The following is a 21054-nucleotide window of genomic DNA, read 5'->3' as shown; positions in this document are numbered from 1 at the left end:
ATGAAAAAGGGCCGCTGGCGATACCAGCGGCCCTTTTTATTTGAGGCGGAAATGGCGCGTCAGAACTCCGTCCAGTCATCCTGCGCCAGCGCGTTTGCGCCGCTGGTTCTCGGACGGGCGCGGGGCGCGGTCGGGCGGCCCGACGCCTGCGCCGGAGCGGCGGGTGCGCGCATTGCCGCCGCCGTGGCGCGCAACTGCTGGCTGGAATGGCCGCCGGAAACGGAGAAACCGGCAACGAGCGACTTCAGCGTTTCGGCCTCGCTGTTCAGTGTTACGCTCGCAGCGGTAGTTTCTTCCACCATCGCCGCATTCTGCTGGGTCACCTGATCCATCTGGGTGACGGCGGAGTTGATCTCCTTGAGGCCGACTGCCTGCTCGCTGGCGGAAGCGGAAATCTGCCGTATCAACTGGTTGATCTGCAGAACCTGATCGGCGATCTTTTTCATCGTCTCACCGGCCTTGCCGACCAGCTGGACGCCCTCGCCCACCTGCATGGCCGAGGTGTTGATGAGGCCCTTGATCTCCTTGGCGGCGGTGGCAGACCGCTGCGCCAGTTCGCGGACTTCCTGTGCGACGACGGCAAAGCCCTTGCCGGCATCACCGGCGCGGGCGGCTTCCACGCCCGCATTCAGCGCCAGAAGGTTGGTCTGGAAGGCGATCTCGTCGATAACGCCGATGATGCGGGAGATTTCGGCCGAGGATTGCGCGATGCCTTCCATGGAGTTTACGGCCTGCTGCACGACCTCACCCGACTTGCCCGCATCGTCGCAGGCATGGCTGACGGCTCCGGCCGCCTCTGCGGCGTTTTCCGCGCTGGAATTAACCTGCGCGGTCAGCTCATTGAGGGCGGCAGCGGTTTCTTCCAGGCTTGCGGCCTGCTGTTCCGTGCGGTGCGAAAGATCGCTGGCGGCGCGGGTGATCTCGCCCGTGCCGTTACCGATGCTGACGACGGTTGCGTTGACCGTGGAAACCGTTTCCTCGAGGCTGGCAAGCGCCGAGTTGAAGTCCTCGCGCAGCTTCGCATATTCGCCGGGGAACTCGTCCTCGATACGGTAGGTGAGATTGCCCTGCGAAAGCGCATTGAGGCCAGCACCCAGCACGCCGACAATGTGCTGCTGCATGCGACTGTTTTCAGTACGCTCGGATTCCGAGCGCTGGCGCGCAGTTTCCGCGTGACCACGCTGGGCCTCGGCTTCGGCCTCCATCTCGCGGATGCCGGCAAGCTTCGCGCGGAAACCTTCAAGTGCAGTAGCCACGGCACCCGTCTCATCCCGGCGCTCCTGTCCGGAGACCGGCACATCGTAGCGCCCATCACTCAGCGTCCTGACGTCGGAAACCAGCGAGGCGAGCGGATTGCGGACAAAATAACGCACGGCGAAATAAAGCGCGGTGATGACGGCGGCGAGAATGACGATCGCGCCGATGATCATCATGTAGGTCTGTTCCTGAACCGGTGCGTTCAGGGCCTGATGGGGAATATCCACTAGCACCACCCAGGTCGCGTTGAGGCCCGGAACGGCGAAGGGATAGACCAGACGGTTATAGGGCGCGTCCGTATCGAGGCCGAGATTTTCGATGAGGCCCTGCTTGCCGGAGGTGATTGCCGCCTGAACGGTGCTCGCACCGTCTCCGTCATAGGCTTTCATATTCTGCGCGGGCGTCGGCGGCACCAGCCACTGGCCGCCCTGCGAAACGAGCGTTACGCGGCCGGTCTCGAAAGGGTGCAGCGCCTGTAGCTTCTGCGACAGCGAGGCCAGCGAGATATCCACACCCGCCACGCCGATCATCTTGCCGTCCGACATGACCGGATAGGCAAGCGAGGTCATGGTTGTGGGTACTTCCGTGCCTTCGGCGAGATAGGGCTGAGTGATAGCGCCCTTGCCGGATTTGGAGGCGAGCGCATACCATTCCGCCGCATAATCATTCTTGAAGGTCGAGAACTGGATGTCGCCCTTCTGGGTCTTCGACCAATAGGGCGCAAACGCGCCGTTTTCATTGGTGCCGAGATCGAGCCTGCCCGCAATCTCCTTGCTCTGCCCGTCAAAGAGACCGAGCTGCTCGCAGAACCAGCTTCCGAAAGCAAAGGCATTCTGCTCGACATTGGCCTTGAGGATGTTGACGATGCCGGGGCGATCCATCGATTTCGCCTGATGCGCACGGCCGATGACGCCGGCCATGGAGCGCGCGGCGCTGCCGAGTTCACCGACATCGGCGGCGATGACATTGGCGATGGCGCGCGCTTCGGTATTGGCCTGATCCATGGTCAGCGCGTGCACGCGCTCACTCGTCTGGGAAATGAGGAAGGAATTCGATGCAACGAGAACCGTGGTGATGGCGCAGCCGGTTACGAGGATCAGCTTGGTCGCAAGCGACTTCACTTGGAAATTGAACATTTTGGCCTCGATCAAATCGCCCGCCCGAAAAGGCTGACGTCAACGGATGATAAATCTCCGTCATGGAGGCCCGTCCGCAGGGGACAGTGCGCTGCAGCGCGACGGGGCAAAATTAGAAGAAGATTGCTAATTAAGCCCTAAAATTACTTCGTCGCGCCAAGCATAATCAGTGTTCGTAGTGGGCCGAGATGATTTTCCATGCATCGTCGGCCGTTTCGGCGAAATGCAGAAGATTCATATCTTCAGGCGCGATGGTGCCGAAATCCGCCAGGAATTCGAAATTGATCACCGATCGCCAGAATTTCTCGCCGAACAGGATGAGCGGAATGGGCTCCATGCGTTTCGTCTGGATGAGCGTCAAGGCCTCGAACAATTCGTCCAGCGTGCCGAAACCGCCGGGGAAGATCACCACCGCCTTCGCCCGCATCAGGAAATGCATCTTGCGAATGGCGAAATAGTGGAAGTTGAAGCTCAACTCCGGCGTCACATAGGGGTTCGGCGCCTGCTCGTGCGGCAGGACGATGTTGAGGCCGATGGACGGGCCGCCGGCATCGGCAGCGCCGCGATTGCCCGCTTCCATGACACCGGGACCGCCGCCGGTGACCACGACATATTCGAGGTGGTCGGATTTCGCGGCATAGTCGGTGCAAAGCCGCGCGAACTTGCGCGCCTCGTCATAATAGACCGAGGATTGCTCCAGATTGCGCTTCTGCGTCTCGTTGCGCGCCGCCCAGGCCTCGCCGCCGGGTTCGGGAATGCGGGCGCCGCCGAACATGACGACGGTGGATTTGATCCCGCGCTCGGTCAGCGCCATTTCCGTCTTCAGCAGTTCCAATTGAAGCCTGACGGGGCGCAATTCCTCGCGGCAGAGAAAATCCATGTCCACATAGGCGAGGCGATAGGACGGGGAATCCGACTGCGGTGTTTTTTGAACGACCTCGGCCTGCTGCTTGTCCACGGCACTGCGCTTCAACGGGTCCCATACCCCGTCCTTGCGCCGCAACTTGCCGTTTTTCAGTCGTGTCATTTCCATGCCTTTCGTCTGACGCGCCAAATCACCCAAATCACATTGACGCCTTTCCAACACTCCCTTAGATCAAATGACCAAAGCCTTCCAGCGGCGCGGGACCATCCGTGACCACGAACACCACGCGACTTTAAGGAATTTTCCATGAGCCTTACGGATCTCACCTCCCTCGAAACCATCATCGAAACCGCCTTCGACAACCGCGATGGTGTGAACGTATCGACGAAGGGCGAGGTTCGCGACGCCGTGGACACATCTCTTCAACTTCTCGATAGCGGCAAGGCACGCGTGGCCGAAAAGCAGGCTGACGGAAGCTGGAAGGTGAACCAGTGGCTGAAAAAGGCCGTGCTTCTCTCCTTCCGCCTGAACGACATGGAAATCGTGACCGGCGGACCGGGCGAATCCACCTGGTGGGACAAGGTGCCGTCGAAATTCGAAAACTGGGGCGAAAACCAGTTCCGCGCCGCCGGTTTCCGTGCCGTGCCAAACGCCGTCGTGCGCCGCTCCGCCTATGTCGCCAAGAACGTGGTGCTGATGCCCTCCTTCGTCAATCTCGGTGCCTATGTCGATGAAGGCACGATGGTCGACACCTGGGCAACCGTCGGCTCCTGCGCGCAGATCGGCAAGAATGTGCACCTCTCCGGCGGCGTCGGCATCGGCGGCGTTCTGGAGCCCTTGCAGGCGGGCCCAACGATCATCGAGGACAATTGCTTCATCGGCGCCCGTTCGGAAGTCGTCGAAGGCTGCATCGTGCGTGAAGGTGCGGTTCTCGGCATGGGCGTCTTCATCGGCAAGTCCACCAAGATCGTCGACCGCGCCACCGGCGAGATCACCTATGGCGAAGTGCCGCCCTATTCCGTCGTCGTTGCCGGCACCATGCCGGGCAAGCCTTTCCCGAACGGCGAGCCGGGCCCGAGCCTTTATTGCGCCGTCATCGTCAAGCGCGTCGATGAAAAGACCCGCTCCAAGACCGGCATCAACGAGCTTCTGCGCGACTGATATAAAGCGACTGCCATGACCACGACCGATCCCGTTGCCAATCTCGCCGCCCTCATCCGTTGCCCTTCGGTGACGCCTGCGGAAGGCGGCGCGCTTTCCCTGCTCGATACCCTGCTTTCGCCGCTTGGTTTCCAGGTGGACAGGATGGTGGCGAGCGAGGCGGGAACGCCTGACGTGGAGAACCTTTACGCCCGACTCGGCACCGAGGGTCCGCATCTGATGTTTGCGGGCCATACGGATGTCGTTCCGGTGGGCGATGAGGCCGCATGGAGCCATCCGCCCTTTGCGGCCGAAATCGCCGGCGGCGAAATGTTCGGTCGCGGCGCAGTGGACATGAAGGGCGGCATCGCCTGTTTCGTTGCCGCCATTGCCCGCCATATCGAAAAACATGGCAAGCCGCAGGGCTCCGTTTCTTTCCTGATTACAGGCGATGAGGAAGGCCCGTCGATCAACGGCACCTCCAAGCTGCTGGAATGGGCAGCCGCCAAGGGCGAGACATGGGATGCCTGCGTGGTTGGCGAGCCGACCAATCCCGACCAGCTTGGCGACATGATCAAGATCGGCCGCCGGGGATCGCTTTCCGGCCGCATCACGGTCCATGGCGTGCAGGGCCATGCCGCCTATCCGCATCTCGCCGACAATCCCATTCGCGGTCTGCTGCAACTGACCCACGCGCTGATGCATCCGCCCTTCGATCATGGCACCGACAATTTCCAGCCCTCCAACCTGGAAGTAACGACAGTCGATACCGGCAATGCCGCCACCAATGTAATCCCGGCACGGGCGACAGCCTCCTTCAACATCCGTTTCAACGATACGTGGACTGCGGAGAGCCTGCGCGCGGAAATCGTCCGCCGCCTCGATGCCGCTGCAGCAGAAGGCGAGCTTCGCCCCGACCGTGCACCGGTGAAATACGATATCGTTTGGGCCGACCGCCCGGCCCATGTCTTTCTTACCCGGAACAATGCCCTCATCTCGTCGCTTTCCGGCGCGGTGGAGGCCGTGACGGGCAAGGAACCCAAGCTTTCGACCACCGGCGGCACCTCGGATGCGCGCTTCATCAAGGATTATTGCCCGGTGGTGGAATTCGGCCTCGTCGGGCAGACCATGCATATGGTCGACGAGCGTGTGGCGGTTGCCGATCTCGAGACGCTGACGCGCATTTACGAGACCTTTATCGAACGCTGGTTCGCCCATGCCGACGGCAAGTGAAATAAGGCTCTATCTGACGGGCCTGTGGCTTCTGCTGCTCGGCGACCATAACGGCGCACGCTATCTGGACCTTTCAGAGCGCGGCATGTGGCGGTCCTTTTATTCTGCTCTCTGGTGCCTGCCCGCCATGCTGGTTTCATGGCTGTGGCTGCGCGCCGCCTTCCTCGCCAGCTATCCGCCCGGCACCGGAACGGGCTTCATCTTCTTCTTCCGTCTGGCGATGGTCGAGGCCATCTGCTGGATCGTGCCGCTGCTGTTGATCGGCATGCTGCTGTTTGCCTTCGGCGCACGGGAAAAATTCGCGCCGCTCGTCACCACCATGAACTGGCTGTCGCTGCCTTTTTCCTATGCCTATGCGGTTCTGATCCTGATCGCATTCTTCCTGCCGCCCTTGCAGGGGCTGATCGCCATTCTCTGGCTGGCGCTGCTTCTGTCGCTGGTCTTCGCCTTCTCGCGAATTGTGCGGTTCTTCATCCGCGACCAGTCGCTGCTCGTCTCGGCCATCGTCATGACGCTGCTGGTGCCCGGCATGCTTCTGTCGGAAGCGCTGCAACGTTTTCTCGGCGTTTACCCAGCCTGAGAACCGGTATGGGTTTTAGCGGTCAGTCCGCGTCCTCAGCCATATCGGCTTCAGGGTACCTGCGACGCGGCGGAATGACGTCGGGATAATCGACCTGCATGAAATAAAGACCGTCCGGCGGTGCGACCGGGCCGCAGGCCTTGCGATCCCGCGCCTCCAGTGCGGCACGCACATCCTCCGGCGTCATCGTGCCTTCGCCCGCCAGTTTCAGCGTGCCCGCGAAAGAGCGGATCTGGTTATGCAGGAAGCTCTGCGCCGTCGCACGTATCTCGATGAGATCGCCGGTGCGCGTCACATCCAGCCGGTCGAGCGTGCGCACCGGGCTGTTCGCCTGACAATGCACGGAGCGGAAGGTCGTGAAATCATGCCGGCCGACGAGCATCTGGGCGGCTTCATGCATGCGCTCATGGTCCATGTCCTTCGACACCCACCATGCCCGCTTTTGCTCCAGCGCCAGCCGGGCCTTGCGGCAGATGATGCGGTAAAGGTAGTGCCGACGAAGGGCGGAAAACCGGGCGTCGAAATCCTCGGTCACGGAGGCGGCATCGAGGACAGCCACGGCTTCGCCCGCCATGGCGAGATGCGCATTGAGGGCGTTGCGAAGCTTGTAGGGCTCCCAGTCTCGGGAAAGATCGACGTGGACGACCTGCCCGACGGCATGCACGCCGGAATCGGTGCGGCCGGCGCCGCGAATGGAGACGCTCTCTCCCGTCAACGAGCGAACCGCAGCCTCCAGCGCACCTTGAACCGAGGGGCCGTTATCCTGTCTCTGCCAGCCATAATAAGGCGTGCCGTCATATTCGACGGTCATGCGGAAACGTGGCATCAGCCGAGCCTCGTTGTGGTCGGAACCGGTGTGCCGCGCACGAAATCGGCCGCCGACATCGGCTTGCCGCCCGCCTTCTGCAGACGGGTGAGCCGCACGGCGCCGCTGCCGCAGGCAATGGTAAGGGCGTCATCGAGCGCCGCGCCCGCTTCTCCCATGCCGCTTGCCAGTTCAGAGGCCAGAACCTTTACGCGCTCCGCCTTGACGCCGATGTCCATTTCCAGCCATGCGCCGGGAAACGGCGAAAGGCCGCGAATGTGATTATGCACGTCCTGCGCCGGCCTCGAAAAATCGATGCGGGTCTCGCCCTTGTCGATCTTCGCGGCGTAGAGAACGCCTTCTTCCGCCTGCGTGACAAGCGGCAGGTCGCCGGATTCCAGCTTGTCCATAGCCTGCCGCATCAGCCGCGCGCCGGCCAGCATCAGGCTGTCGTGCAGTTCTCCGGCGGTCATGTTCTCGTCGATCGCGACCTTGGCGGTCAGCGCGACGGGGCCGGTATCGAGCCCCTTTTCCATTTTCATGACCATCATGCCCGTTTCGGCATCGCCGGCCATGATCGCCCGCTGGATGGGGGCAGCGCCGCGCCAGCGCGGCAGCAGCGAGGCGTGACCGTTATAACAGCCAAGGCGCGTGCCGCTGAGGATCGCTTCCGGCAGCAGCAGCCCGTAAGCCACGACGACCGCGACATCGGCATTGAAATCCCGGAACTGCTGGCGGTCTTCCTCTGCCTTGAAGTTCACCGGCGTCAGCACGGGCAGGCCCAGCAGTTCGGCGGCCTGATGCACCGGTGACTTCTGCAGATCGAGGCCACGACGGCCGCCGGGACGCGGCGGCTGGGTGTAGACCGCAACGATCTCGTGGCCGGCCTCCACCAGTGCACGCAGGGTGGGAACGGAAAATTCCGGCGTACCCATAAAAATGATGCGAAGAGCCATCGTCGCCCCCTGCCCTGTCGTCCATTCCGGTCCAGAGAGGACGGATCAGATCTTTGCGCGGGCCGCTTTCGTGAATTTCTTGATGACCATGTCGCGTTTCAGCCGCGAAATATGGTCGATGAAGAGAACGCCGTTCAGGTGATCGATCTCGTGCTGCAGGCAGGTGGCGAGCAGGCCATCCGCCTCGACCGTCTGCTGCTTGCCGTCACGGCCGACATATTGCACCGTGAGCGACGCGGGACGCTCCACCTCAGCGTAATAATCGGGGATGGAGAGGCAGCCCTCCTCATAGGTCGAGACATCGTCCGACACCTTGAGGATTTCCGGATTGATGAAAACGATCGGGGTCTTTTCCTCGCCTTCACGCGCAACATCGATCACCAGCATGCGGCGCGCCACGCCGATCTGAATGGCGGCGAGGCCGATACCCGGCGCATCGTACATGGTTTCCAGCATGTCGTCGGCAAGACGCAGCACCTCGGCATCCACCTTTTCGATGGGCTTCGATTGCTGGCGCAGCACGGGATCGGGCAAAATGATAAGCGGTTTGATGGTCATGGCTTCCCATAACGTATCTCTTGCGCGGAGGAAATAAAAAACACGAGGTTCAAACCGCCTCCGGCATCCGCCCCGCCCGACTCATTTCCGCCGTAGGAATGTTCTTGTTTTGATCTTCCGAATCACAAGAAACCTGCTAGATTTAATCATGAGCATAGATTTCTCCGTTCTCCTCGATCCCGCGCTGCGGGCCGGCTCCGTCGACATCAGCTTCGGCGCGCTGCTCGCGGCTCTGGTTTTCGGTCTGGTCACCACCTGGCTGGTGACGGCGAGCCGCGCGAAAAAAGCGGGTGCGGATGGCGAAATCTCCGACCTCCTCAAAACACAGTCCGAACTGCATGGCCGCATCGCCGCCATGGCGGAAACGCTCGGCACCCGCCAGACCGAGATGAGCCAGACGCTGAACCAGCGCCTCGACGGCATGTCGCAGCGCCTTGGCGAAACACTGACGGAGCAGACCCGGTCGACGCATGAGAATCTGAGCCGCCTGCAGGAGCGCCTCGCGGTCATCGACGCCGCGCAGGGCAATATTCAGGATCTGGCGAAGGACGTAGTCGGGCTTCAGGCCATCCTTTCCAACAAGCAGACACGCGGCGCCTTTGGACAGGCCCGCATGGAGACGTTGATTGCCGATGCGCTTCCGGCCGGAGCCTTCCAGTTGCAGCCGACGCTTTCGAACGGCTACCGGCCGGACTGCACCATCAAAATGCCCAACAATGCTCCGCCGCTCGTCATCGACGCCAAGTTTCCGCTGGAGGCATGGAACGCCATCAAGGCGGACGAGACGCCCGAAACCAAACGCGCCGCCGTGCAGCAGTTTCGCCGCGATATGGAAGTGCATATTCGCGATGTGGCCGAGAAATACCTCATCCGCGGCGAGACGCAGGATACGGCCTTCATCTTCGTGCCGTCCGAATCGATCTTCGCCGATATCCACCAGCATTTCGAATATCTGGTGCAGCGCGCCCACCGTGCCCGCGTCGTCATCGTTTCCCCGTCGCTTCTGATGCTGTCGGTACAGGTCATCCAGTCCGTGCTCAAGGATCAGCGCATGCGCGAGCAGGCACATCTCATCCAGGGTGAAGTCGCACTTCTCATGGACGATGTGCGGCGGCTGGACGACCGGACGCGCAAGCTGCAGGCTCATTTCGGATTGGCTCAAAAAGACATCGACATGATGCTGATCTCCTCCGACAAGGTGCTGGCGCGCGGCCAGAAAATCGAGGGTCTCGATTTTTCACCGACGGAAAAAGAGACTTCGCACGGGGAAATCGAGCAGGCCCGACGCTTTGCCGAGAACAGGGCGGGAACGACAAAGTTGCGGGTGGTTGACGACGAGTGATCCGCTCGGGCAAAGTCGCCGCCTTGCTTGAATTCTATACGGATACGCCCTCCATGATTACTGTTTTCGGCTCCATCAACATGGACCTCGTCGCCACCGCCAAACGCCTGCCAAAGCCCGGTGAAACCGTGACGGGCGAGACCTTCTCCACGGCCGCCGGCGGCAAGGGAGCCAACCAGGCGCTGGCCGCACGGCGTGCGGGCGCCACGGTCAAGATGGCAGGGGCTGCGGGCGATGACACCTTTGCCGCGCCGGCGCTGACATTGCTGCGCGACGCCGGCACCGATCTCTCACTGGTGAAGACCACGCCCGGCCCTACGGGGACGGCAGTGATCCTTATCGGCGAAGGCGGGGAAAACATGATCTCGGTCATTCCCGCCGCCAATGGTGAAGTCTCCGCATCCGACGCCGCGAAAGCCCTGGCGGAAATGTCGGCAGGCGATATTTTGATGCTGCAGTTCGAGATACCCGCATCCGCTATCGAAGCGGCGCTGACGGCTGCGAAGGCAAAGCGCGTCACCACCGTCATCAATACTGCGCCACTGACCGCCGATGGGCCGCGCCTTGCGGGCCTTGCCGATATCGTCATCGCCAACGAAACCGAGTTCGAATTGTTGATCGGAAAGAACGGCCTTTCCGGTTCTGAGCGGGAAAACGAACTGAAAGCCCTGCATGACAGGACCGGCCAAACATTGATCGTGACACTCGGTGCCGATGGCGTGATCGCCATGCGCAACGGCAAGGTTTTCCGGGCTTCCGGCCTCAAGATCGAACCGGTCGATACGGTCGGTGCCGGCGACACCTTCTGCGGTTATCTCGCCGCGAGCCTCGATCAGGGAATGGATTTCGAGAAGGCGCTGAAGCGCGCCGCCGTCGCAGGTTCGCTCGCCTGCACCCGCGCCGGCGCCCAGCCTTCCATTCCGCTTGCCGCGGAAGTGGATGCGGCACTCTAAGGGATCAGTCGCTCAACGACGAATGAAGGTGAGATAGGCCGAGCTGCGGCCTTCTCTTTTCGCCTTGTTCTCGTAACGCGTGCCCGGCCAGTTGGCGTAGGGCGTGCGCCAGTCATCAGCACTCGTCGCCGTCCATTCGAAGCCGCCATGGCGGGCGCAATGCTGTAGCGTCCAGTTGACGTAGGTATCGATATCGGAAGCGAAGCAGAACTTTCCGCCGGGTTTCAGCACACGATGGAAGCGGGCAAGGTTGACGTCTGAAACGAAACGACGCTTCCAGTGCTTCTTCTTCGGCCACGGGTCAGGATAGAGAAGATCGATATGATCGATCGATCCCTCAGGCAGCCAGTCCAGCAATTGCGTCGCATCATCGTCGTAAAGGCGGATATTCATCAACTCGCGTTCGCGCACGGCGGCGAGCAGCTTGGCCATGGAATTGACGAAGGGTTCCACGCCGATGAAACCCGTCTCCGGGTTTTCAACCGCGCGGTGGGCGAGATGCTCGCCGCCGCCAAAGCCTATCTCCAGACGGATCGACCGCACATCCGCGGGGAAAAGAGCGGCGAGATTTTGCGGCGGGGCGCTTTCCAGATCGATTTTCAGCAAAGGCAGCAGGTTCTCGATTGTATCGACTTGCTGATTGCGCAGGGGCTTGCCCTTGCGTCTGCCAAAAAAAGCTTCCGTCGCGCGCGAACGCCGTTCTTCCGTCATCTCATACTCTCAAGAACAAATAGACTTAACCCGCACAGCGCCAGATGAGGCACTGTGCGGGTTACAAAAGTTGGTGACGGTATCTCTCAATCGCCGTCAAATAACAAGCGCGATATCTGGTTGACGCATTTTCCGGACGTAAAACCGCTACGCAATTTTACTGGAAATGCTTCAAGCGCTCAAAGCTTCCTTGAGCGGCTTCACCAGGTCGAGCTTCTCCCAAGAGAAGGAGCCGTCACGGCCGGCCTTGCGGCCGAAATGGCCGTAGGAAGACGTCTTGGCGTAGATCGGCTTGTTGAGATCGAGATGACGGCGAATGCCCGACGGCGAAAGATCCATGACCTTGCGGATCGCGGCCTCGACCTGATCTTCGCTGACCTTGCCGGTACCATGCAGATCGACATAGATCGACAGCGGCTGGGCGATGCCGATTGCGTAGGAAATCTGGATCGTGCAGCGCTCGGCAAGACCGGCGGCCACGACGTTCTTGGCGAGATAACGGGCGGCATAGGCGGCGGAACGGTCGACCTTGGTCGTGTCCTTGCCGGAGAATGCACCGCCGCCATGGGGCGCAGCGCCGCCATAGGTGTCGACGATGATCTTGCGGCCCGTCAGGCCGGCGTCACCATCGGGACCGCCGATGACGAACTTGCCGGTCGGGTTGATATACCACTGGCAATCGTCAGCGATCTTCAGGTCGCCCAGAGCTTCGCGGATATAGGGCTCGACAACAGCGCGAACCTTCTTCGAATCCCAGCTTGCATCGAGATGCTGCGTGGACAGAACGATGGATACGGCTTCCGCCGCCTTGCCGTCGACGTAACGAACCGTGACCTGGCTCTTGGCGTCGGGGCCGAGCTTGGCCGCTTCGCCTTCGCCGCTTTTACGGGCCGTGGCGAGCAGCTGCAGGATACGGTGGGAATAATAGATCGGAGCCGGCATCAGGTCCGGCGTTTCCTTGCAGGCGTAACCGAACATGATACCCTGGTCGCCGGCGCCCTCGTCGCCCTGCTTGTCGGAGGCGTTGTCCACGCCCTGCGCGATGTCAGCCGACTGCGGATGCAGGAGAACGTCGATCTTGGCGGTCTTCCAGTGGAAACCATCCTGCTCGTAGCCGATGTCGCGGATCGCCTTGCGGGCGGCGGACTTGAACTTCGAGGGGTTGATGACCGGATGGCCAGCGGCGTCCTTGAGGACCTTGCCGTCCTTGTCCTTCTTCAGAAGCGTATCGGGAACCCGAACCTCACCGGCGATAACGACGCGGTTGGTCGTCGCAAGCGTTTCGCATGCGATGCGCACGGTCCAGGGATCAACGCCCGTCTTGGACGCTTCACGATAGATGAGATCCACGATTTCATCGGAAATACGATCACAAACCTTGTCCGGATGACCCTCGGCCACGGACTCGCTGGTGAACAGGTAATTGGCACGCATGCGGGATTCCCCTCAAAGAACGGTCTTGGAGTTTGTTAGTCATTTCGGCCGTGAAAAACAAGGACACAACCACATAAATATATCTTTATGTGAGAATTCCTTTCTAATCGGGCACAAAAAAACGGTCCTTGCGGACCGTTGAGTGCCCGGCATCCCGTGCCGGAAATTTTCTGCGTCGCGCGGGCTGCGCTTACTCGGCGTCACCTTCGGCGGCGAGCGCCTTGACGAGATCGACGAGACGGCGGCGAACCTTCGGATCGGCGATCTTCACGAAGGCGCGGTTCAGCTGCAGACCTTCAGCCGAGGACAGAAAGTCGACCACGTAATTGGAGCTCGACGCCTCCGCCATGCCGGGTGTGCCGCCAGCCTGATCGCCGGGTGCATCTTCGAAAAAAAAGGAAACGGGCACATTGAGGATCGCGGAAATATTCTGGAGGCGACTGGCGCCAACGCGGTTCGTGCCTTTTTCATATTTCTGGATTTGCTGAAAGGTAATTCCGAGACTTTCACCCAGCTTCTCCTGGCTCATTCCGAGCATGGTTCTGCGAAGGCGAATTCGGCTTCCGACATGAATGTCGATGGGGTTAGGCTTTTTCTTATTCTCGGTCATCATGCGGTCCTGACACTCGGAAAGGGTTGATATCTCGCTTCATTACTATTCGAAGAAATGAGTCGGCAATTCGACAGCGTCTAAACTTGTTTTACGACTGACGTATTCACTATGCAATTACAGGGGTTCCCGGTCAATTCTGGCGCCGAGCGAAACTCAAGGCGGGAAATACCGCAACGATCATCAAGATAGAAAAAATCAACCAGAAATACGTCCGATGTGTGTCGTAAGTAAATGCGTCGTTTGACCCACCACTCAAAGTGGCGTCAACAATTCCCACCCGACCGTAGTCGAGCCCCGCAATAATGCGGCCATAAGGGTCTATGACGGCGGAAATTCCGGTATTGGCACCGCGAATCACCGGCACGCCCGTCTCAACGGCCCGGACTCTCGCCTGCAGAAAATGCTGATAGGGGCCAGGCGTGTCGCCGAACCAGCCATCATTGGTCACATTCAGGATGGCGGCCGATCCGGCCAGCCCCGGCGTCATCTCACCCGGGAAAATGATCTCGTAACAGATGAGAGGATAGAAGGTCTTGCCCGAAGGAAGCGTGAGCGGCGTGCGCGAGGAAGCGGCGGAAAAGCCCCCCGGCAGGGCGATGACATTGTCGATGCCGAATTCCCGCAGGATGCCTTCAAAGGGAACATATTCGCCAAAGGGGGTCAGATGCACCTTGTCGGTCGCGCCGATGATTTCGCCCTGGCTGTCGATTGCATAGACCGAATTGTAATAACGCGGCGGGCGGCCTGCCCCCTGATCTTCCATTCTGACGGCGCCGGTGAACAGCACCTGTCCATCCTCGAGCGTTTTGGCGATTTCCGCCAGAGCATCCGGGTTTTGCGTCAGAATGAACGGCACCGAGGTTTCCGGCCAGACGATGATATCAGGGCGCTTTTTCCCTTCGCCGGGCGGCAAAGCAGAGAGCCGCAGATGCTCACCAAAAATCTCCGCCCTGTCCGCGTTCAGCATCTTGCGTGACTGATCGATGGAAGGCTGCACGATCCGAACGGTCAGTGCGTCTGCGGGCACTTCCGCCGGCGTCTGGAGACGGTAGAAGCCATAACCGAAATGGCCGGCCAGCAGCAGCCCCGCCAAGGCGAGACCCGGCCACATGCCTTTTTTCGTGCCTATCAGCGCGGGCGAGGCGAAGATGAAAACCGCAAGCGTCGTTATACTGAAAAGGCCAAGCAGATGTGCCGACTGCATCATGATCGGGATAGGCATGATGCCGTAGCCGATGGCGTTCCAGGGAAAGCCGGTGGCCAGGAAGCTGCGCAGCCATTCCGAAAAGCCGAACGCGGCAGCAAGTGCAGCGATACGGCCGAGGCCCTCCGACCAGAGGAGATTGGCTGCGGCAACCGCAAAACCGTAAAACAACGCCAGAAAAGCAGGAAGACCAAGAATGGCGAGCGGCAGCGCCCAAGCGAATTCATCAGCCTCCAGCAGGAGAGCATTGCCGAGCCACCACAGGCCCGCTACGAAGTAACCGAGCCCGAAACACCAGCCGATGCCGAAGGCCGGCAGGATGCGGCTGAAGAGGCCGCCGCCCGGTTTTCCGGTGCAGCCATCCACGAGCCAGACAAGCAGAGTGAAAGAGAAAAACAGCGCCGCGAAAAAGCCGAATGGAGGCAAAGCGAGCGCCCCGACCGCACCTGCGGCAATCGCCATAACTGCGCGGCTCATGCCGCCGGCCAGCATTACCCTGCCTGCAAGACGCTCCATGCCATCTCCGTTTATGCGCGTCCGAAAAAGCCCGCAGCCGACAAGGCCGCGCCACGGAATTTCCCCTCAGACCCGACGTAAAGGAAAAAAGATTCGCAGTCCACAGGAGGCGTGGCGACCGAAGCGCCATGTGTTCTTTTCGACGCCGAACACGGGCATTCATACCTGTCGGATTGATATGTCGAAAGGTGGAAGCGACGGGGAAAAACCCCGTCGCCCTTTCTTAATCGGCGTTCTGCTGGTGCGTGATAAGGCGAACATCCGGCGCAGGCAGCGCAATCACCTCATTGGCGCCCGCTTCGCCCGGAGCGCGATCATCCTCACCTTCGGAGCCGTGATCCCGGACAATACGAACGCCCTTGATGCGCCTGCTATCCGCATCGAGGATCTGGAACTCGAAACCGGGCACGGCCCGGACCACCTCGCCCTTGGCCGGAATGCGGCCGAGCGCGAAGAAGATGAGACCGCCGAGCGTATCGATTTCCTCCAGATGTTCCCGCACATCGAATTCCGGCCCGATCGCCTCGGCAAGTTCGGTGAGTTCCGCGCGTGCATCCGCGACAAGCACATCGGCGGAAAGACGGGAGAACATCGCCTCGTCCTTGTCGTGCTCGTCATCGATGTCACCCACGACCATCTCGACGATATCCTCATGGCTGACGAGACCGTCGGTGCCGCCATATTCATCGATCACCAGCGCAAGCTGGGTTCTCTGGGCCTGCATCGTTTTCAAAAGGTCGGAGGCCAGCATGGAGGGCGGTGCGAAAAGAATTTTGCGTACCAACCCGGCAGCGGCGACCGTCTGCTCCAGATCGACACGTGCCAGGTCGAAGTTCGGTCGCGGTGAACGCGGCGCCTTCACCTCACCGTAAGCGACGCTTCGCGAACCGGCCCGGCGTTTGTTGCGGGCCTGCTTGGCGACATAGGCCAGCAGATCGCGAATGTGGATCATGCCCTTCGGGTTATCCAGCGTCTCGTCATAGACCGGCATGCGGGAACGCCCGGTTTCCTCGAAGAGGATCAGCGCATCGCCAATCGTCATATTCTCATCGAGACCGTCGATATCCACACGCGGGATCATGATATCTTCGACCCGAACCTCGCGGAAACGCAGGATATTGTTCAGCATCGCCCGTTCTTCGGGCGAAAAGGCCGCACCGATTTCGGTGTCGTCCATCAGCGCGTCGGTCAAATCCTCGCGCAGGCGCTCGCCCTGTGACGGTTTCAGCAACCGCGCGATACGCGACCAGATCGTCGATCTCGGCTTTGCAGTGAAGTCTTGACGTAAGTGACTACTGCCCTCCTCCGAAGAGGACTGCTCGCCGTTTTCTCTGCTCTCATTGGCAGGTCGTGCAGAATGTTCGTTCATGGCTCCAGACAATATTTAAAGCGGTTCCTGACCCGCGTAAGGATCAGATAGGCCAAGCACCGCCAAAATGCGAGTCTCAAGCGACTCCATTTCTTCCGCTTCTTCCTCGTCCATGTGGTCGTAACCAAACAAATGCAGGAACCCATGAACGAGCAGATGGGTCAGATGATCCCCGAAACTCTTCTCAAGTTCAAGGGCCTCGCGTTCAACCGTCTCGCGCGCGATGACGATATCGCCCAGCATGGGGCCTGGCATTCCGCCCGGCTCCAGCGGAAAAGCGGGGAAAGACAGGACATTGGTTGCCTTGTCCTTGTCGCGCCACTCAGCGTTGATTTCGCGAATATTTTCGTCGTCAGTGAAGACCAGCGACAGTTCCACCGGCATTTTCGGGAAGGGTTGGTCCTCTTCCCGCTTCAGGAAATCGACCGCCGCATCCAGCACCCTGGTGGCAAAGGCAGCCAAGTCCTCTTCCGAGGACCAGCCTTCGGCCTCGACGCTGATTTGAATATCCAGAGCTGTCATTGCTTTACGTCAGCTGCCCTTCACGAGGCTTTCATCCGGCACGGCCGTGTGGGACTCATAGGCCCGGACGATGCGCGCCACCATCGGATGACGTACGACATCGACATCCTTGAAGCGGACAACGGACACGCCTTCGACATCGGTGAGGATTTGCAGGGCCTCGACAAGACCGGATTTCACGCCGCGCGGCAAATCCACCTGGCTCGGGTCGCCGGTCACGATCATGCGGCCGTTCTCGCCAAGGCGGGTCAGGAACATCTTCATCTGCATGGTCGTGGTATTCTGGGCTTCGTCCAGAATGACGGCGGCATTGGCCAGCGTGCGACCGCGCATGAAGGCCAGCGGCGCGATTTCGATGACGCCCGCCTGAATGGCGCGCTCCACCTTGTCGCCCGGCATCATGTCATAAAGCGCGTCATAAAGCGGACGCAGATAAGGATCGACCTTTTCCTTCATGTCGCCCGGCAGGAAGCCCAGACGCTCACCCGCTTCGACGGCGGGGCGCGACAGGATGATGCGGTCAACCGCTCCACGTTCCAGAAGCTGCGCCGCATGAGCGACGGCAAGATAGGTCTTGCCGGTACCGGCGGGGCCGACGCCAAAAACCAGTTCGGACTGTTCCAGCGCCCGCATATAGACATCCTGCGTCGGTGTGCGGGCAGCGATGGTCTTCTTGCGGGTGGAAATCTGCGCCATGGAAATCTTCGCCTTGCGCTCCATCGTCGGCAAGGTCAGCTGGTCGTCTGCGGCCATGGCCATGCGGATCGCGCCCTCCACGTCGGAAACCTCGGCGGTTCCGCCCTTGAGCAGCCGTTCATAAAGGAAATCCAGCGCCCGACGGGCCTGATTGGTGGCAACGACATCGCCAGTGATGGCAACGGAATTGCCGCGCGGGCGCGCGTCGATATTGAGGCGCTGTTCCAGAAGCTTCAGGTTCTGATCGAACTGACCGAATAGCTCTCCCGCTATCCTGTTATTCTCGAACGTGAGGACGAAGTGATTGGCGTCGGTCGCGGCTTGGCGTGGCTGGCGCGATGAATTTGATACCAATTCGTGTGCGTTCAAGCGGTCAGGCTCCTGTCCCAATCAGTGTCGGCTCCTCACTCTAACTCCCTGCCACCTCGGCAAACAAGCTGTTTGGACCCGTTGCGGTGATTCGTACATTAACAATGTCACCGATTTTCAAAGTCTTTGCATCAAGATTCACGGATTGCAGCCATGGAGAGCGACCTATCAACTGCTCAGGCATGCGGCCGGGCTTTTCCAGCAGCACATCCATGGTTTTTCCGACCAGCGATTCCGCAAATTCCTTCTGCTGCCGCAGCAACAGGGCCTGCAATCTTTCCAATCGCTCAGCCTTCACCTCTTCCGCAACCTGATCGGTGAGATCGGCTCCCGGCGTGCCGGGGCGGGTGGAATATTTGAACGAGAAGGCCTGCGCATATTTCACCGTCTCGACCATCGCCATCGTATCTTCGAAATCGCGATCCGTCTCACCGGGGAAACCGACAATAAAGTCTCCCGACATGGCAATATCAGGGCGGGCGGCGCGGATTTTTTCGATAAGCTGGATATATTCCTCACCCGTATGGCGACGGTTCATCGCTTTCAGAATGCGGTCCGAACCGGACTGCACCGGCAGATGCAGATAGGGCATCAGGATGCGCAGATCGCGATGCGCGCCGATCAGGCGCTCGTCCATGTCGCGCGGATGGCTGGTGGTGTAACGAAGCCGGGCGAGGCCCGGAATTTCCGCCAGCCGGTAAAGCAGTTCGGCCAGACCCCATTTCTCGCCCTTCGGACCTTCGCCCTGCCAGGCATTCACATTCTGGCCGAGCAGTGTGATTTCGCGCACGCCGGCATCGACGAGCTTCATCGCCTCATCGACGATCTGGCGCACGGGGCGGGAGACTTCCGAACCGCGCGTATAGGGCACGACACAGAAGGTACAGAACTTGTCGCAACCTTCCTGCACCGTCAGAAACGCTGTTACGCCGCGCGTGCGCAGCGTCGCCTTTTCGGCGACAGGCAGGTGCTCGAACTTGTCCTCAACCGCATATTCGGTTTCGATGACACGCTCGCCGCCGCGCACCCGCTTCAGGGCATCCGGCAGGCGATGATAGGTCTGCGGGCCGATGACGACATCGACGGCGGGCGCACGGCGAAGGATTTCCTCGCCTTCCGCCTGCGCCACGCAGCCGGCAACGCCGATCATGAATTCGCGGCCCTGTTCTTCGCGCGATTTTTTCATATCGCGCAGGCGGCCGAGCGCCGAATAGACCTTTTCAGCCGCCTTTTCGCGGATATGACAGGTGTTCAGCAGAACCAGATCCGCCTCGCCCATATCCTCCGTCTGAACGTAACCGTCCTTCGCCAGCGCATCGCTCATGCGAACGGAATCGTAGACGTTCATCTGACAGCCGTAGGTCTTGATGAAGACCTTTCGGCTGTTCGAACCCTCGCGGGCGATCATGTGTGGGGCGTCAAGGCCAAGCGTTTCCTGGGTCATGGCGGCTATCTAGTGTTTTTCACGGCCAGATTAAACAGAAAAATGCCGGAAAAGCTACGATCTCGCTAATTCCGCCACCCGCCGCGCAGGCTGAAGGCCAGCATGGAGCGGATGGAGGCGGCGATATCGGTCGCCAGGCGCTTGCGGTTATCCGTGCTGTGAAACGGAACGCTGTCACCGAATGTCACGTCGACATCGATGGCGCCGGCCCTGATGATGCCGAGCAGATGCGGCACGAGCGTGATGCTGCCCGGCCAGGCGGCGATGACGCGATGGTAACGCCCCATGGCCATGCCCTGCACCCTAGTATAGGCGATGGCGACCGGTTGCACATAAACCAGCTTGCCCGGCACCTGTTCAGCGGCGGTGGAGGCCGCGCCGAACAGCGAGGATTTGACGGCAAGCATGCGGTTGCCGTCCGAGGTGGTGCCTTCGGGAAACAAAACGACGATCTCGCCATCGGCCATGCGACTGGCGATCTCGCTCACCTGCGCGCCGGTGCTGCGTTTCTGCTCACGCTGAACGAAGATGCTTTTCTGCAAGCGGGCGAGCCAGCCGAATACCGGCCAGTCCCGCACTTCCGTCTTGGCGATGAACACCACATCAGCAATGCTGCCCAAAACGAGAATGTCCTTCCACGAGGCGTGATTGACCGCCAGCATCAGCGGTTTCGCCCGCTCCACATCGCCGTGCACATGCACGCGGATGCCGAGAACATGGCAGGTGATACGATGCCAGAGACGCGGAATGCGACGGCGAAGCCGCCAGTCGAAGGCAAGGCCCAGCAGTTGAAGCGGCAGCAAGACAAGCGTGACGATCAGGAGAACGACCGCAATATAGGCTGTCCGCAGCCACATCATGAGAAAAACGCCCGCTTGCTCACCGGCGTCTCAGTGTTCGCCGGGCTTCAACGGCACGCCGTAAAGTTCCAGCCGGTGATCCACGAGCTTGAAGCCGTGTTCCCGGGCGATCTTTTCCTGAAGGGCCTCGATCTCGGCCGAATGAAATTCGATGACCACGCCGTTCTTCAGGTCGATCAGGTGATCGTGATGTTCCTCGGGCACGGTTTCGTAGCGCGAACGGCCGTCGCGAAAATCGTGACGCTCGATGATGCCGGCATCCTCGAACAGCTTCACCGTTCTGTAGACGGTGGAAATCGAGATGCGCGGATCCACGGCGGAGGAACGGCGGTAAAGCTCCTCGACATCGGGATGGTCGGCTGACTCCTGAAGGACGCGGGCGATGACACGGCGTTGATCCGTCATCCGCATGCCGCGTTCGGCACAAAGCTCCTCCAGCGTTTTCGAAAGGTCTGTCACGTCTTCTGGCCTTTTGAGAATTCCGGTTTGCG

Annotated in this window: 20 protein-coding genes; 5 read left to right on the top strand and 15 right to left on the bottom strand. The window is 60.4% G+C overall.

Annotated elements, in window-relative coordinates:
- Positions 1 to 59 precede the first annotated feature (59 nt).
- Together ACQZ60_RS01535 and ACQZ60_RS01530 are read right to left on the bottom strand one after the other, a co-directional pair.
- Positions 60 to 2393: a methyl-accepting chemotaxis protein gene (locus tag ACQZ60_RS01535; protein WP_448734651.1), complete on the bottom strand. Its 2334-nt coding sequence runs from the start codon at positions 2391 to 2393 to the stop codon at positions 60 to 62.
- A gap of 166 nt (positions 2394 to 2559) precedes the next feature.
- Positions 2560 to 3426 (bottom strand): LOG family protein, encoded by an 867-nt coding sequence (locus tag ACQZ60_RS01530; RefSeq protein ID WP_031234344.1) that lies wholly within the window; start codon positions 3424 to 3426, stop codon positions 2560 to 2562.
- Between the two features lie 138 nt (positions 3427 to 3564).
- On the opposite strand from ACQZ60_RS01530, the gene dapD reads away from it, so the two are divergent.
- The 3 genes from dapD to ACQZ60_RS01515 are packed head-to-tail and all read left to right on the top strand — an operon-like array spanning position 3565 to position 6211.
- Positions 3565 to 4419 (top strand): 2,3,4,5-tetrahydropyridine-2,6-dicarboxylate N-succinyltransferase, encoded by an 855-nt coding sequence (gene dapD / locus ACQZ60_RS01525; protein WP_003520045.1) that lies wholly within the window; start codon positions 3565 to 3567, stop codon positions 4417 to 4419.
- 15 nt (positions 4420 to 4434) lie between these two features.
- Positions 4435 to 5631 carry a succinyl-diaminopimelate desuccinylase gene (gene dapE, locus ACQZ60_RS01520; protein ID WP_003520046.1) on the top strand — a complete coding sequence of 399 codons (1197 nt, stop codon included), beginning with the start codon at positions 4435 to 4437 and terminating at the stop codon, positions 5629 to 5631.
- A complete protein-coding gene (locus ACQZ60_RS01515) occupies positions 5615 to 6211 on the top strand; it encodes a hypothetical protein (RefSeq protein ID WP_003520047.1) in 597 nt (198 codons plus the stop codon). Before dapE ends, ACQZ60_RS01515 begins: the two co-directional genes overlap by 17 nt.
- Positions 6212 to 6233: 22 nt before the next feature.
- Here the strand turns inward: ACQZ60_RS01515 and truA are convergent, their stop codons facing one another.
- From truA to def, 3 genes are read right to left on the bottom strand one after another with little or no spacing between them, the layout of a single operon-like run.
- The gene (truA, locus tag ACQZ60_RS01510) at positions 6234 to 7037 is read right to left on the bottom strand and encodes a tRNA pseudouridine(38-40) synthase TruA (RefSeq protein WP_448734650.1); all 804 of its coding nucleotides are present in this window, start codon (positions 7035 to 7037) and stop codon (positions 6234 to 6236) included.
- Positions 7037 to 7972 (bottom strand): methionyl-tRNA formyltransferase, encoded by a 936-nt coding sequence (gene fmt / locus ACQZ60_RS01505; protein WP_448734649.1) that lies wholly within the window; start codon positions 7970 to 7972, stop codon positions 7037 to 7039. The genes truA and fmt overlap by 1 nt, the downstream gene beginning before the upstream one ends.
- 45 nt (positions 7973 to 8017) lie before the next feature.
- A complete protein-coding gene (def, locus tag ACQZ60_RS01500) occupies positions 8018 to 8530 on the bottom strand; it encodes a peptide deformylase (protein ID WP_003503724.1) in 513 nt (170 codons plus the stop codon).
- Positions 8531 to 8678: 148 nt separating this feature from the next.
- Between def and ACQZ60_RS01495 the strand changes: the two genes are divergently transcribed.
- Together ACQZ60_RS01495 and ACQZ60_RS01490 are read left to right on the top strand one after the other, a co-directional pair.
- Positions 8679 to 9872, top strand: coding sequence for a DNA recombination protein RmuC (locus tag ACQZ60_RS01495; protein WP_448734648.1), 1194 nt, complete (start codon positions 8679 to 8681; stop codon positions 9870 to 9872).
- Between the two features lie 53 nt (positions 9873 to 9925).
- Complete coding sequence (locus ACQZ60_RS01490) at positions 9926 to 10825, top strand: ribokinase (RefSeq protein ID WP_448734647.1); 900 nt, start codon at positions 9926 to 9928, stop codon at positions 10823 to 10825.
- Between the two features lie 12 nt (positions 10826 to 10837).
- On the opposite strand, the gene trmB is transcribed toward ACQZ60_RS01490, so the two are convergent.
- The 10 genes from trmB to ACQZ60_RS01440 form a co-directional block, all read right to left on the bottom strand.
- On the bottom strand, positions 10838 to 11536 hold the full coding sequence (gene trmB, locus ACQZ60_RS01485) for a tRNA (guanosine(46)-N7)-methyltransferase TrmB (protein WP_078051327.1): 699 nt from the start codon (positions 11534 to 11536) through the stop codon (positions 10838 to 10840).
- Positions 11537 to 11707: 171 nt separating this feature from the next.
- Complete coding sequence (gene metK, locus ACQZ60_RS01480) at positions 11708 to 12970, bottom strand: methionine adenosyltransferase (RefSeq protein WP_003520054.1); 1263 nt, start codon at positions 12968 to 12970, stop codon at positions 11708 to 11710.
- A 190-nt stretch (positions 12971 to 13160) separates the two neighbouring features.
- The gene (locus tag ACQZ60_RS01475; RefSeq protein WP_003520055.1) at positions 13161 to 13580 is read right to left on the bottom strand and encodes a helix-turn-helix domain-containing protein; all 420 of its coding nucleotides are present in this window, start codon (positions 13578 to 13580) and stop codon (positions 13161 to 13163) included.
- A gap of 133 nt (positions 13581 to 13713) precedes the next feature.
- Positions 13714 to 15303, bottom strand: a complete 1590-nt coding sequence (gene lnt / locus ACQZ60_RS01470) for an apolipoprotein N-acyltransferase (protein ID WP_448734646.1) — start codon at positions 15301 to 15303, stop codon at positions 13714 to 13716.
- A 223-nt stretch (positions 15304 to 15526) separates the two neighbouring features.
- On the bottom strand, positions 15527 to 16672 hold the full coding sequence (locus tag ACQZ60_RS01465) for a hemolysin family protein (RefSeq protein ID WP_448734645.1): 1146 nt from the start codon (positions 16670 to 16672) through the stop codon (positions 15527 to 15529).
- 15 nt (positions 16673 to 16687) lie between these two features.
- Entirely contained in the window at positions 16688 to 17194 is a 507-nt protein-coding gene (ybeY, locus tag ACQZ60_RS01460; protein ID WP_020812442.1) for an rRNA maturation RNase YbeY, read from the bottom strand.
- Between the two features lie 9 nt (positions 17195 to 17203).
- Positions 17204 to 18259: a PhoH family protein gene (locus ACQZ60_RS01455; RefSeq protein WP_078051331.1), complete on the bottom strand. Its 1056-nt coding sequence runs from the start codon at positions 18257 to 18259 to the stop codon at positions 17204 to 17206.
- Positions 18260 to 18299: 40 nt separating this feature from the next.
- Complete coding sequence (miaB, locus tag ACQZ60_RS01450) at positions 18300 to 19703, bottom strand: tRNA (N6-isopentenyl adenosine(37)-C2)-methylthiotransferase MiaB (protein WP_448734644.1); 1404 nt, start codon at positions 19701 to 19703, stop codon at positions 18300 to 18302.
- Between the two features lie 65 nt (positions 19704 to 19768).
- Positions 19769 to 20563 carry a lyso-ornithine lipid O-acyltransferase gene (olsA, locus tag ACQZ60_RS01445; protein ID WP_448734643.1) on the bottom strand — a complete coding sequence of 265 codons (795 nt, stop codon included), beginning with the start codon at positions 20561 to 20563 and terminating at the stop codon, positions 19769 to 19771.
- A gap of 30 nt (positions 20564 to 20593) precedes the next feature.
- On the bottom strand, positions 20594 to 21022 hold the full coding sequence (locus ACQZ60_RS01440; protein WP_003503749.1) for a Fur family transcriptional regulator: 429 nt from the start codon (positions 21020 to 21022) through the stop codon (positions 20594 to 20596).
- Positions 21023 to 21054 lie beyond the last annotated feature (32 nt).

The sequence above is a fragment of the Agrobacterium sp. 22-223-1 genome (assembly GCF_053522385.1).
This window is presented reverse-complemented; position numbering and strand designations above follow the sequence as displayed.

Bases quoted from the DNA above. Each gene is read 5' to 3' on its own strand.
- ACQZ60_RS01490 (WP_448734647.1), top strand. From the start codon at position 9,926: ATGATTACTGTTTTCGGCTCCATCAACATGGACCTCGTCGCCACCGCC.
- ACQZ60_RS01515 (WP_003520047.1), top strand. From the start codon at position 5,615: ATGCCGACGGCAAGTGAAATAAGGCTCTATCTGACGGGCCTGTGGCTT.
- ACQZ60_RS01530 (WP_031234344.1), bottom strand. From the start codon at position 3,426: ATGGAAATGACACGACTGAAAAACGGCAAGTTGCGGCGCAAGGACGGG.
- truA (WP_448734650.1), bottom strand. From the start codon at position 7,037: ATGCCACGTTTCCGCATGACCGTCGAATATGACGGCACGCCTTATTAT.
- fmt (WP_448734649.1), bottom strand. From the start codon at position 7,972: ATGGCTCTTCGCATCATTTTTATGGGTACGCCGGAATTTTCCGTTCCC.
- olsA (WP_448734643.1), bottom strand. From the start codon at position 20,563: ATGATGTGGCTGCGGACAGCCTATATTGCGGTCGTTCTCCTGATCGTC.
- metK (WP_003520054.1), bottom strand. From the start codon at position 12,970: ATGCGTGCCAATTACCTGTTCACCAGCGAGTCCGTGGCCGAGGGTCAT.
- trmB (WP_078051327.1), bottom strand. From the start codon at position 11,536: ATGACGGAAGAACGGCGTTCGCGCGCGACGGAAGCTTTTTTTGGCAGA.
- dapD (WP_003520045.1), top strand. From the start codon at position 3,565: ATGAGCCTTACGGATCTCACCTCCCTCGAAACCATCATCGAAACCGCC.
- miaB (WP_448734644.1), bottom strand. From the start codon at position 19,703: ATGACCCAGGAAACGCTTGGCCTTGACGCCCCACACATGATCGCCCGC.
- lnt (WP_448734646.1), bottom strand. From the start codon at position 15,303: ATGGAGCGTCTTGCAGGCAGGGTAATGCTGGCCGGCGGCATGAGCCGC.
- ACQZ60_RS01475 (WP_003520055.1), bottom strand. From the start codon at position 13,580: ATGACCGAGAATAAGAAAAAGCCTAACCCCATCGACATTCATGTCGGA.
- ACQZ60_RS01465 (WP_448734645.1), bottom strand. From the start codon at position 16,672: ATGAACGAACATTCTGCACGACCTGCCAATGAGAGCAGAGAAAACGGC.
- ACQZ60_RS01495 (WP_448734648.1), top strand. From the start codon at position 8,679: ATGAGCATAGATTTCTCCGTTCTCCTCGATCCCGCGCTGCGGGCCGGC.
- dapE (WP_003520046.1), top strand. From the start codon at position 4,435: ATGACCACGACCGATCCCGTTGCCAATCTCGCCGCCCTCATCCGTTGC.
- def (WP_003503724.1), bottom strand. From the start codon at position 8,530: ATGACCATCAAACCGCTTATCATTTTGCCCGATCCCGTGCTGCGCCAG.
- ybeY (WP_020812442.1), bottom strand. From the start codon at position 17,194: ATGACAGCTCTGGATATTCAAATCAGCGTCGAGGCCGAAGGCTGGTCC.
- ACQZ60_RS01535 (WP_448734651.1), bottom strand. From the start codon at position 2,393: ATGTTCAATTTCCAAGTGAAGTCGCTTGCGACCAAGCTGATCCTCGTA.